This window comes from Neorhizobium sp. SOG26, assembly GCF_003491345.1.
In the GTDB taxonomy this organism is placed as follows: Bacteria; Pseudomonadota; Alphaproteobacteria; order Rhizobiales; family Rhizobiaceae; genus Neorhizobium; species Neorhizobium turbinariae.
Map to the genome: position 1 here is coordinate 394,766 of NZ_CP025512.1, position 12,102 is coordinate 406,867.

Consider the following 12,102-nt stretch of genomic DNA (forward strand, 5'->3'; position numbering starts at 1 on the left):
AGCCGTACTGGAAGGTTGGCAATGCGGTGGTTTTCGGTCGTCTGGTTGGCGTTCAGTCTCGCGCTCGTAGCGGTACCGGCGCGTGCCGAAGAATTCATCCGCGCCTACCATTCCGACATCGAGATTGCCGAGAACGGCGACCTGACGGTGACCGAGACCATCACGGTCAACGCGGAGGGCAACCGGATCCGGCGCGGGATCTTCCGTGATTTCCCGCTCACCATGCTGGATGCCGAGGGGCGCAAGCTGAAGGTCGGCTTCGAGATGGAATCCGTCACCCGCAATGGCGAGGACGAGCCGTTCCACACCGAAACGATCTCCGGCGGCATCCGGATCTATGCGGGCTCCGAGGACACGGTGTTGAGCCGTGGGGAGCACACCTATGTCTTCACCTACAGGACCGACCGGCAGATCCGCTTCTTTGACGATCACGACGAACTCTATTGGAACGCCACGGGGAATTTCTGGCAGTTCCGCATTGCGAAAGCCTCGGCGCGGGTAACATTGCCGAGCGGTCGCGTTACGGATGTCGAGGCTTATACAGGTGCCCAGGGATCAAGCGCCCGCAACGCCACCGCGCGCACAAGCGGCAACCAGGCTGTCTTCGCCACGACGCGCCCGCTGGGTGCCGAAGAAGGTCTGACCATTGTTGCGGGCTTTCCCAAGGGGATCGTTGCCGAACCCAGTGAAAGCCAGGAAAGCGAATGGTGGTGGCGCGACAATGCCGGCAGCATTCTGAGTATTGGCGGACTGGTCGCCGTATTTCTCTATTACCTCTTTGTCTGGAGACGCGTCGGGCGCGATCCTCCACGCGGCGTCGTCGTGCCGCGCTGGGATGCGCCAGACGGCCTGTCTCCTGCGCTGGTGAACTATGTCGACAACAAGGGTTTTTCCGAAAGCGGTTGGACGGCCTTTTCCGCCAGTGCGCTCGATCTTGCGGTCAAGGGCTTTGTCACCCTGTCCGATCTCAAGAACAGCATCGTCATCACCCGCACCAACAAGGCGTCCACGAAGGGGCTGCCGGTCGGCCAGGCCGCCCTTCTTTCCGCGCTGGACGAAAACGGGCAAAGCCTGACCATCAACAAGGAAAACGGGCCTGCGGTTGAATCCGTCGGCAAGAAGTTCCGCCAGGCGATCGAACGCGAGCATCGCGGCAAATATTACCTCGGCAACCAGGGTTATATCGCAGGCGGCGTGGCGCTCACGCTGCTTGCCATCTTCGCGCTCGTCGTCTTCGGCGACCTCGATGAAGAACTGATCGTGCTTCTGGTCGTTCCGGCGATATTCGCGGTCATGTTCGGCACGATCGCCGTGTCCTTTGGGAAAAATCTGAAGCGCAAGCGCAGCCTCGCGGCGAAGATCTTCACGGTCGTCATCTTCGGCTTCTTTGGTTTTGTCGGGCTTTCGATTGCCTCCTCGATCCTTGTCGCAATATCCGATCTTGCAGGTCCCGATCACTGGCCGATCCTGGTTGCAGTTGGCGGCATTGTGCTGATCAACGTCATCTTCTTTTTCCTGATGGGTGCGCCGACGCCGCTGGGTCGCAAGTTGATGGATGGCATCGAAGGCTTGCGCATCTATCTGACACTCGCCGAAAAGGACCGCATGAACATGGCCGGCGCACCGACCATGTCGCCGCAGCATTACGAGACACTGCTGCCTTATGCGGTGGCGCTGGGTGTTGAAAAACCGTGGAGCGATACCTTCGAGACCTGGCTCGCATCCGCTGTCGCGGGCGCCGCGGCGGCCTCCTACCAGCCCGGCTGGTACAGTGGCTCCTCTCATGGCAGCCTCGGCGATCGGATTGGCGGCTTCTCGTCTTCCATGGCGTCCACAATCGCCTCGACCATCCCCGCGCCGGAATCGAGCTCCTCGTCGTCCTCTTCCGGTTTCTCCGGCGGCTTCTCGGGAGGAGGGGGCGGCGGCGGCGGCGGTGGCGGCTGGTAGCCACTTTTGCCAATCCATTGATGACTTTTGGTGACAGGCTTGCTAAGTCCGCCGCGACGTCACTCTGAGCGCAAAGACCTACATCATGCCCGACTTGCTTCTTGAACTTCGCTCCGAAGAAATCCCCGCGCGCATGCAGCGCAAGGCGGCGGGAGATCTGAAAAAGCTTGTGACCGATGCGCTCGTGGATGCGGGGCTGACCTATGAAGGGGCGCGGGAGTACTGGACACCGCGCCGCCTAACGCTTGATATCCGAGGGCTCACCGCCCGTTCGGCCGACCAGCGCGAAGAAATCAAGGGCCCGTCGACAAAGGCGCCGGAGCAGGCGGTGCAGGGCTTCCTGCGCAAGGCAGGCCTTTCATCTGTTTCCGAGGCGCAGGTCGTCAGCGACCCGAAGAAGGGTGACTTCTATGTCGCCGTCATCTCGCGTCCCGGCCGCGCCGCCGAAGAGATCATCGCCGATGTCATGCCCGGCATCATCCGCACCTTCCCCTGGCCGAAGTCGATGCGCTGGGGCGCGGCTTCCATGCCGAAGGGCGCGCGTTTTGCGGGCGTCGAGGGCAAGGGCTCGGAAAGCATGCGCTGGGTGCGCCCGTTGCAGTCGATTGTCTGCGTCTTCGGACCGGAGCACGACGAAACGCAGGTCATCCCCTTCGAAATTGATGGCCTGACTGCCGGCAACGTGACCTACGGCCACCGTTTCCATGCGCCGGAGCCGATCACCGTGCGCCGCTTCGATGACTATGTGGCGAGCCTCGAGAAGGCGAAGGTCATGCTCGATGCCGAGCGCCGCAAGGACGTGATCCTTCATGATGCGCGCGATCTCGCCTTCGCAAACGGTCTGGAGCTTGTCGAGGACGAAGGCCTTCTGGAAGAGGTGTCCGGCCTCGTCGAATGGCCGCATGTGCTGATGGGCGAGTTCGAGCGGGAATATCTGGAAATCCCCTCCGAGATCATCCGCCTCACCATCAAGACGAACCAGAAGTGCTTCGTCACCCGGCCGCAGTCTGGCGAGGGCCTTTCCAACCACTTCATCCTGGTGTCGAACATCGAGGCGAAGGATGGCGGCAAGGAAATCATGCACGGTAACGGCAAGGTCGTGCGCGCGCGCCTGTCGGACGCCAAGCATTTCTGGACCCGCGACCAGGGTGATCTTCCGGACCTCGAGACGCTGCGCGCCTCGGCCGAAAAGTTCGACCTTGATCTCGCCAAGCCGCTCGACCAGCGCATGGCGAAGCTCGACGCGCTGAACGTTACCTTCCATGCAAAGCTCGGAAGCCAGGGCCAGCGTGTTGCCCGCATCCGCAAGCTTGCCGGCTACCTTGCACCGATCGCCGGTGCCGATCCGGCGCTTGTTGACCGCGCTGCCGTGCTTGCCAAAGCGGACCTGCGCACCGAGGCTGTCGGCGAGTTCCCGGAATTGCAGGGCCTGATGGGTCGTCGTTATGCGCTGCTGCAGGGCGAGGATGCGTCCGTCGCCGCTGCCATAGAGGATCATTGGAAGCCGAACGGCCCCTCCGATCGCCTGCCGGAAAACAAGGTTGGCCTAACGGTGGCGCTCGCCGACAAGCTCGACACGCTCGTCGGCTTCTGGGCGATCGACGAGAAGCCGACTGGTTCGAAGGACCCGTTTGCGCTGCGCCGTGCAGCGTTAGGTATCGTGCGTATCCTGCTGGAGCGTAAGCTTCGCCTGAACCTCCTCGAAGTCTTCGAAAAGGCCTTGCCTGGCCGCAGTGGTGCCCCAACCGTCGAAGCATCGGAAGGCGGCAGCGCCGTCGAAGACAACAGCTATATCAATGAGACCTTCCCGGTTGTTGGCGGGCATGCGGATGTCGTGGCCGACCTCCTGTCCTTCTTCCACGATCGCCTCAAGGTTTATCTGCGCGACATGGGCGCCCGTCACGACCTGATCGATGCCGTGCTGACCCCGGAAGCCGACGATCTCTTGATGGTTGCTCGCCGCGTGGAAGCGCTGACGGCCTTCATCACCTCTGAAGACGGTAAGAACCTGCTTGCCGGCACCAAGCGTGCCGTGCAGCTTCTCGCCGCAGAGGAGAAAAAGGGCACCGTGGTTGCCGATGGCGTGGCGGACGAGCTTCTGAAGCTCGACGCAGAAAAGGCGCTTTGGGCGGCCGTCCAGACGGCGTCCAGGGAAGCCTCCGGAGCGATCGCCAAGGAAGATTTCCGCTCAGCCATGGAAGCCCTCTCCAAGCTTCGCGCACCGGTCGACCGCTTCTTCGAGGATGTCCTGGTTGTCGACGAGGACGTGGTCGTGCGGGCCAATCGCCTGGCGCTCTTGAAGGCCATCCGCGAAGCAACCGCCACGGTTGCCGACTTCTCGAAGATCTCCGGGTAAAAGAAAACCGCCGGGCTTATCACCCGGCGGCTCTCAACGATCATCCTGTTCCCTGCTTAGCTCGCCTTGCGCATCTGGTAGGCCATCTGGTGCAGGCTGCTCGAGGCGCTTTCGACCTGGCCGATGCGGAAGCCGCGGATCAGGTTCAGCAACTCGTCCGTGTCGGTTGCCAGCGCCTCGGCGGAAGCCGTGGTCTCTTCGGCCATCGCAGCATTGTGCTGGGTGGCGGCGTCGAGCTGGTTAAGCGAAGACGAGATCGACCGCAGGGTCGTATCCTGCTCGGAAGCGGAGTGGGCGATCTTGCCGACGATCTCGCTGGCCACCTTCACCTGGTCGGAAATCCGCTTCAGCGCTTCCCCGGCTTCACCCACCAGGCGAACCCCGTTCTGCACCTGGCCCGACGAGCGTGAGATCTGGTCCTTGATCTCCTTGGCCGCCGCGGCCGAACGCTGTGCCAGTTCGCGCACTTCCTGCGCAACGACTGCAAAACCCTTGCCGGAGTCACCTGCACGCGCGGCTTCCACGCCGGCGTTGAGCGCGAGGAGGTTGGTCTGGAAGGCGATGTCGTCGATCACGCCGATGATCTTGGAGATCTCGCCGGACGACTGCTCGATACCGCCCATCGCCTCGATGGCCTGTGCGACGATGAGATCCGAACGGCTGGCCTCAGAGCTGACAGATGTCACACGCTGCGAAGCCTCATGGGCGCCTTCGGCCGTCTGGCGCACGGTGACCGCCAGTTCGTCGAGCGCCGCGGAGGTTTCCTCGAGATTTGCCGCCTGGCGCTCGGTGCGCTGCGACAGCTCGTTGGAGGCGCGGCGGATCTCTTCCTTGGAGCCGCCGATGTCGATGCCCTTGGCATTGACCTTGGCCATGGCTGCTTCCAGCCGCGCCAGCGCGTCGTTGAAGTTGTGGCGCAAGGTCTCGTAGCGCGGGCCAAGATCGCTGCAGCGAACGGTGAGGTCGCCGGTCGCGAGCGCTTCGAGCGCTTCGCCAATGGTGGCGACGACGCGCGCCTGCGCTGCTGCGTCCTTCTGCTGCAGGTCGGCGTTCTGCTGGCGCTCGCGATCGAGCTCCCGCTTCTGGCTTTCCTCGCGTTCGGCCATGGCGTGCCGCTCGCGCACCTTCTCCTGCAGCGCCTTCGTGGCCTTTGCCATCATGCCCACTTCGTTGCGCATTTCAGTATGCGGGATCGCCGTGTCTACGTCTTCATCGGCCACCGCTTCCAGCGCCTTGTGAACGGCGGCAAGCGGCTTGGTGATGTTGCGGATCAGGAGTAGCGCAAACAGGATGCCGATCAGCGTGATGGCAGCGCCGGACGACACTGCCCGCCAGATCGCGGCGCGTGCCTGCGCCTGCAGGTCATCAAGGTAGACGCCGGTTCCGACAGCCACCTGCCACGGCTCAAAGGCTTTCGAATAGCCGCCCTTCAAGAATGTGGCATCAGCCGGCTGGCCGGGCTTCGTCCAGTAGAAGTCGGCGCGTCCCTTGCCGTTGCGGGCCTGCTCAACGACATCGCGGACAAGGTATTTGCCGGTCTTGTCCTGGACGTCCTTGAAGCTCTTGCCGCTGTCGTCCTTGATCCCGTGGAAGACCTGGACGTGGTTGTAGTCATATCCATAGAGGTAGCCGTCCGGCTCAAAACGCACGCTCGAAAGCGCCGCATAGGCCTGGGCCTTGGCTTCCTTCTCGGTCAGTTCGCCCGATAGCTGCTTCTTGTGGAAGCCTTCAAGGATGGAGAACGCGGATTCGACCTGCGTGCGCAGCATGCCGTAGCGCTCGTCGAACATCGTGTTGATGGAGGAGCGGATCTGGAAGAACGACGCGACCGCAAACGCGAGCACCAGCGCGATCGTCAGAAATATCAGCTGGTGTGATATCTTCAAATTCTTCATGTTGGGAACTTTCAAGGACAGGAACTTCGGCGCACGCCGAAGACGAAGAGGCGAGAGCGCTTCCTGCGCGACAAGGTGCTGCATTGCACTGCAGCAACAATGAAAGCTCAACTTGAACAAAGATTTAATGATATGCTGAAATAGGCCTCAGCCGCAGCGCTGGCCCATGCGACTTTCGACTGTGTTTGCTGGTGTTGTTAGTTTACCCGCAGTTCTACGTCGCCCATGAGTATAGCCTGGGGAGCAGCCGCGGATTCGACGGCGCTGGTCGTGGCGTCTTCGTCGATACCGTCTTTCGTAGGCACAGCGGTCGCAGACTGTGCTTCGGCTGGGACAGGCTGGTCAGGACCGGTTTCGGCAACCGCACTGTCCTGCATCCAGCCTGGGACCTTGCTGACATAGACCACCGGCGAGCCGCCGAACCAGGCCTCCGTTCGCACAAGCCTCTTTTCGCCGTGCATCTCGATTACTTCAATCTTCTGGGTGCCGGCCGCAAGTTCGGGCACCACGTAGCTGCCAGAGTCTGCCTTCGCAGGCTCGGCGACGCAATGCGTGCAGGCCTTGACGACGATGCTCGTCGCAGACGACGGCGCGCCGCCGACACTGGTGATCGACGAAGCGAGCGCTGTGCCGCCGGATAAAACCACTGCCATAGCCAGGACGATACGCATGACGAAATCCCCGTTAAGCCCTTTGCGGAGCTAAGCAGGGTTTCCTTTCGATCCCGTCAGGAAAAACAGTAAATTTTGAATGAACTGCGTCGTTAGCGGCCTTCGCGCGCAATCGCACGCCAGCCGATATCGCGGCGGCAGAAGCCGTTGTCCCACTTCACCTGGTCGAGGAGCGCATAGGCTCGTGCCTGCGCCTCGCCGACGGTCTTGCCCGTCGCAGTGACGTTCAACACGCGCCCACCGGTTGTCACCAGTTGGTCGCCCTTCAAGGCCGTGCCGGCATGGAAGATCTTGGCGCCATCGCCACCTGCAGGCAGATGCGCAATCGGTGTGTTCTTGTCATAGGAACCGGGATAACCCTTCGATGCCATGACGACCGTCAGCGCCACGTCATCGTGCCATTCGGCCTGCACCTGGTCGAGCGTTCCGGTCGCGGCCGCGTAGAGCAGGTCAAGCAGGTCGCTTTTCAGCCGCATCATCAGCACCTGGCATTCCGGATCGCCGAAGCGGACATTGTATTCGATGAGTTCCGGGCCCTTGGCGGTGATCATCAGCCCGGCAAAGAAGACGCCGGTGAACGGATAACCGCTTTCCGCCATGCCGCGGATCGTAGGCTCGATGATCTCGGTCATCGTGCGCGCCACCATTTCGTCGGTCATCACCGGGGCAGGGGAATAAGCGCCCATACCGCCGGTATTCGGGCCGGTGTCACCGTCTCCAACACGTTTGTGGTCCTGCGCGGTCGCAAGCGCCAGCGCCGTCTTGCCGTCCGACAGGCAGAAGAAGCTCGCCTCTTCGCCGTCGAGATAGGCTTCGACCACGACTTCTGCGCCGGCGCTGCCGAAGGCACCGTCAAAGCAGTCATCGATGGCGGCAAGCGCTTCTTCGATAGTCATGGCAACGGTGACGCCCTTGCCGGCCGCAAGGCCATCCGCCTTGACGACGATCGGTGCGCCTTGTTCCTCGACATACGTTTTGGCGGAAGCGGCGTCGGTGAAGCGGCGATAGGCGCCGGTCGGGATGTCGTAGCGGGCGCAGAGATCCTTGGTGAAGCCCTTCGAGCCTTCAAGCTGTGCGGCTGCGGCGGAAGGGCCGAAGACAAGGACGCCGGCGGAGCGAAGCACATCGGCCAAGCCTGCCACCAGCGGCGCCTCTGGTCCAACCACGACGAGATCGATCCCGGTCTCGCGGCAAAACGTCAGCACCGCGTCATGGTTCTCGACGTCGAGCGCAACGAGTTCTGCATGGTCGGCGATGCCGGGATTGCCCGGCGCGGCATAAAGCTTGCTGAGCTTTGGCGACTGGGCCAGCTTCCATGCCAGCGCGTGTTCTCGTCCACCCGAACCAATCAAGAGAAGCTTCATGTTGCACCCTTTCGCTGCCGTCCTCGGCGGTTAAGGGGAGGGGAGGCAAAGGTCAAGTTGCCAGCCTGTGGAATCGCACCCTTGAAGCGTTGCCTTGCCGCAAAGTTTGACTATGGTCGCGCCTCCAAAATGAACGAGGATACGCATGGCCGCCGATAACCGATTTCTCGCCACCGCGATCGCTGCCGAAATCAATGCCCGTCCCGAACAGGCGGCTGCTGCAATCGGGCTGATCGACGAAGGTGCCACCGTACCCTTCATCGCCCGTTATCGTAAGGAAGTCACCGGTGGCCTTGACGATACGCAGCTGCGCACCCTGTCCGAGCGGCTGGTTTACCTGCGCGAACTGGAAGCGCGTCGTGCCTCGATCATCGATTCCATCAACAGCCAGGGCAAGCTGACCGATGAGCTGGCCGCCAAGATCGGCAAGGCGACCACCAAGGCGGAACTCGAAGACCTTTACCTTCCCTACAAGCCCAAGCGCCGGACGCGTGCGGAAATCGCTCGCGAGCGTGGGCTGGGGCCGCTGGCCGAAGCGCTCTGGGCAGATCGCACGGCGGATCCGGCCCTGCTTGCGGCGCCCTATGTCACGGGTGACGTTGCCGACGTTAAGGCGGCGCTTGAAGGCGCGCGTGACATCGTTGCCGAAACCATTTCCGAAAATGCCGATCTGCTTGGCAAGCTGCGCCAGCACATGCGCAATGGCGCGATGCTGCGCGCCAAGGTGGTCGATGGCAAGCAGGAGCAGGGCGCCAAGTTCGCCGATTACTTCGATCACTCGGAGCGCTGGGCAACGGCGCCGGGGCACCGCGCGCTGGCGATGCTGCGTGGCTGGAATGAGGAAGTTCTCACCCTGACGATCGAGGTGGATGCCGACGATCCATCGCCGGTGAAGCCCGCCCAGCGGATCATCGCCGCTGCCTTCGACATCCGCGATCGGGGTGCGGCAGATCGCTGGCTGATGGACGTCGCCGGCTGGACCTGGCGTGTGAAGCTCTCGGTCTCCCTGTCGCTCGATTTGATGCGCGAACTCCGCGAACGGGCCGAAGAGGAAGCGATCCACGTTTTCGCGCGAAACCTTAAGGACCTGCTGCTTGCCGCACCCGCCGGCTCGCGCCCGACCATAGGGCTTGATCCCGGCATCCGTACCGGCGTCAAGGTCGCCGTGGTGGATGCAACGGGCAAGCTCCTCGAAACCACCACCGTTTATCCGTTCCCGCCTAAGAACGATGTGCGCGGCACCCAGGCAGAACTTGCTGCGCTCATCCGCAAGCACAATGTCGAGCTGATCGCGATCGGCAACGGCACCGGCAGCCGTGAGACGGAGAAGCTGGTGGCGGACATGCTGGCGGCGCTGCCGGGCCAGAAGCCCACCAAGGTGATCGTCTCTGAAGCGGGCGCCTCGGTGTATTCGGCTTCCGAGACGGCTGCGGCAGAGTTTCCGCAGCTCGATGTATCTTTGCGTGGTGCCGTCTCCATCGCGCGCCGCCTGCAGGATCCGCTGGCGGAGCTCGTCAAGATCGAGCCGAAATCAATCGGCGTGGGTCAATACCAGCATGACGTGGACCAGGGAAAATTGTCCCGCTCGCTCGATGCCGTGGTCGAAGATGCGGTGAATGCCGTCGGCGTCGACGTCAACATGGCCTCTGCGCCGCTTCTGGCACGCGTCTCCGGTCTCAGCCGCTCGATCGCCGAAGCGATCGTTGCCCATCGCGACCAGAACGGCGCCTTCTCCAGCCGCCGCGATCTGCTCAAGGTTGCCCGCCTCGGCAACCGCACCTTCGAACAGGCCGCTGGCTTCTTGCGCATCCCGAACGGCAAGGAGCCGCTCGATGCCTCCGCTGTGCACCCCGAGGCTTACGATGTTGCCAAGAAGATCGTCGCTGCCTGCGGTCGCGACCTTCGCTCGCTGATGGGCGACAGCGCGACCTTGAAGGCGCTTGATCCGCGGAGGTTCATTGACGAACGCTTCGGCCTTCCGACAGTCAAGGACATCATCGCTGAGCTCGAAAAGCCGGGACGCGACCCGCGTCCAAGCTTCAAGACCGCTACCTTTGCGGAAGGCGTCAACGAGATCCAGGATCTGAAGCCCGGAATGATGCTGGAAGGCACCGTCACCAATGTCGCCGCCTTCGGCGCCTTCGTTGATATCGGCGTGCACCAGGACGGTCTCGTCCATGTCTCGCAGCTTGCCGACCGGTTCATCAAGGACGCGCATGAAGTGGTGAAGGCAGGCGATGTCGTGAAGGTTCGCGTTGTCGAGGTCGACGTGAAGCGCAAGCGAATCGGCCTGACGATGCGCAAGGATGGCAGCGAGGCGCCACCGCCGCGGATGGGCGATCGTGGCGCTCCGGCGAACAAGAAATTCATGAAGACGGAAAAACCGGCCTCGCAGGGCGCTTTCGGTGCCGCACTCGCGGAAGCTTTAAAGCGGCGCTGATTCCGCCACACGTTTCACGATTATCTACCAGAAGATGCAGGTTGTCGGCCAAGGGTTTGACGACCTGCTTTTTTATGTCATTTTCGGGGCGGGGACGTGCTTGCATGTCTTCAGGAACACGCTAGGTTAAATTGATAAGGCAACCTTAGTACTTTCGGAGGTGAGTCTATGGCCTCGTCCCTTCACACCCTTCTCAGCAAGATCATCAAGACCGGCAGCCTGACCGTCCGCGGCTCGGGTGGAGAGCAACACTACGGGGATGGTGGAGGCAGGCGGGTCGCCATCAGGTTCACGGACGAGGCGGCGGAACGGGCGCTGGTCCGAGATCCGCAACTCCAGCTTGGCGAGCTTTACATGGACGGGCGCCTCGTGGTCGAGGAAGGCGATGTCTACGAGTTCCTCGCGCTGATCAAGGACAACACGCTGGAAGAAGGCCTGACGCTGAGCATGGTGCTCAACGGCATCAGGCGCATGATCGTCTCCCAGTTTCGCAATCGGGTGCCGATCAACCACAACCGGCGCAATGTTGCCCATCACTATGATCTCGACGAAAAGCTGTTTTCGCTCTTCCTCGACGAGGACTGGCAATATTCCTGCGCTTATTTCAACCCGCCAGGCATCTCGCTCGACGAAGCGCAGATAGCCAAGAAGCGGCACATCGTGGCGAAGCTCCTGGCCGAACCGGGCCAGAAGGCACTGGAAATCGGCTCCGGCTGGGGCGGCATGGCGATGTATCTGTCGGAATCCTCCGGCGTCGACGTCACCGGCATAACGCTGTCGACCGAGCAGTTGAAGATCTCGCGCGAACGGGCAGCCAAGCGTGGCCTTGCCCATAGCGTTCGTTTCGAGCTGCAGGACTATTATTACCTGCCAAAGACGACGAAGTATGACCGCATCGTTTCGGTCGGCATGTTCGAGCATGTCGGGCGACTGAACTACCGCAAGTTCTTCAACAAGGTGAACGACGTGCTCGCCGATGACGGCGTCATGGTGCTGCATTCGATCGGCCAGCCATACCCGGCGATCTACAACAATCCCTGGATCGAGAAATACATCTTCCCCGGCGGCTATATCCCGTCGATCGCGGAAGTCATGCCGGCGATCGAGAAGGCCGGGCTGCTCGTCTCCGACATCGAGATCCTGCCGATGCACTACGCCTACACGCTGCGCCATTGGCGTGAGCGCTTCATGGCGAACAAGGAAAAGGCCGCGGCAATCTACGACGAGCGGTTCGTGCGCATGTGGGAGTTCTATCTCGCCGGCTCCGAGATGGCGTTCACCCACGAGGCGTTCTTCATCTTCCAGATGCAGATCGTCAAGAAGCGCACAGCGGTGCCGGACAACCGCAACTATATCTACGAGCGCGAGGCGGAACTGAAGGCGTTCGAGCAGCAGCGCATCCCGCTCGACAGGATCGCCGTGTGAGGAG

Annotated in this window: 7 protein-coding genes; 4 read left to right on the forward strand and 3 right to left on the reverse strand. The window is 62.0% G+C overall.

The genetic code is table 11. The annotated features are described in order from the left end of the window. The first annotated feature begins 21 nt into the window (after nt 1-21). A complete protein-coding gene (locus CYG48_RS01900; protein WP_118848837.1) occupies nt 22-1,947 on the forward strand; it encodes a DUF2207 domain-containing protein in 1,926 nt (641 codons plus the stop codon). An 85-nt stretch (nt 1,948-2,032) separates the two neighbouring features. Then, entirely contained in the window at nt 2,033-4,303 is a 2,271-nt protein-coding gene (gene glyS, locus CYG48_RS01905; RefSeq protein WP_118848838.1) for a glycine--tRNA ligase subunit beta, read from the forward strand. Between the two features lie 56 nt (nt 4,304-4,359). On the opposite strand, the gene CYG48_RS01910 is transcribed toward glyS, so the two are convergent. The 3 genes from CYG48_RS01910 to purD form a co-directional block, all read right to left on the reverse strand. After that, nucleotides 4,360-6,198: a methyl-accepting chemotaxis protein gene (locus tag CYG48_RS01910; protein WP_118851431.1), complete on the reverse strand. Its 1,839-nt coding sequence runs from the start codon at nt 6,196-6,198 to the stop codon at nt 4,360-4,362. Between the two features lie 197 nt (nt 6,199-6,395). Then, entirely contained in the window at nt 6,396-6,869 is a 474-nt protein-coding gene (locus CYG48_RS01915) for a plant virulence effector HPE1-like domain-containing protein (protein WP_118848839.1), read from the reverse strand. 92 nt (nt 6,870-6,961) lie between these two features. Further along, the gene (purD, locus tag CYG48_RS01920; protein WP_118848840.1) at nt 6,962-8,233 is read right to left on the reverse strand and encodes a phosphoribosylamine--glycine ligase; all 1,272 of its coding nucleotides are present in this window, start codon (nt 8,231-8,233) and stop codon (nt 6,962-6,964) included. A 145-nt stretch (nt 8,234-8,378) separates the two neighbouring features. On the opposite strand from purD, the gene CYG48_RS01925 reads away from it, so the two are divergent. Both CYG48_RS01925 and CYG48_RS01930 read left to right on the forward strand, forming a co-directional pair. Further along, entirely contained in the window at nt 8,379-10,673 is a 2,295-nt protein-coding gene (locus CYG48_RS01925) for a Tex family protein (protein WP_118848841.1), read from the forward strand. Nucleotides 10,674-10,841: 168 nt separating this feature from the next. Beyond that, nucleotides 10,842-12,098 (forward strand): SAM-dependent methyltransferase, encoded by a 1,257-nt coding sequence (locus tag CYG48_RS01930; RefSeq protein WP_118848842.1) that lies wholly within the window; start codon nt 10,842-10,844, stop codon nt 12,096-12,098. The last annotated feature ends 4 nt before the right edge of the window (nt 12,099-12,102 follow it).

Bases quoted from the DNA above. Each gene is read 5' to 3' on its own strand.
- CYG48_RS01915 (WP_118848839.1), bottom strand. From the start codon at position 6,869: ATGCGTATCGTCCTGGCTATGGCAGTGGTTTTATCCGGCGGCACAGCG.
- CYG48_RS01925 (WP_118848841.1), top strand. From the start codon at position 8,379: ATGGCCGCCGATAACCGATTTCTCGCCACCGCGATCGCTGCCGAAATC.
- CYG48_RS01900 (WP_118848837.1), top strand. From the start codon at position 22: ATGCGGTGGTTTTCGGTCGTCTGGTTGGCGTTCAGTCTCGCGCTCGTA.
- CYG48_RS01930 (WP_118848842.1), top strand. From the start codon at position 10,842: ATGGCCTCGTCCCTTCACACCCTTCTCAGCAAGATCATCAAGACCGGC.
- glyS (WP_118848838.1), top strand. From the start codon at position 2,033: ATGCCCGACTTGCTTCTTGAACTTCGCTCCGAAGAAATCCCCGCGCGC.
- CYG48_RS01910 (WP_118851431.1), bottom strand. From the start codon at position 6,198: ATGAAGAATTTGAAGATATCACACCAGCTGATATTTCTGACGATCGCG.
- purD (WP_118848840.1), bottom strand. From the start codon at position 8,233: ATGAAGCTTCTCTTGATTGGTTCGGGTGGACGAGAACACGCGCTGGCA.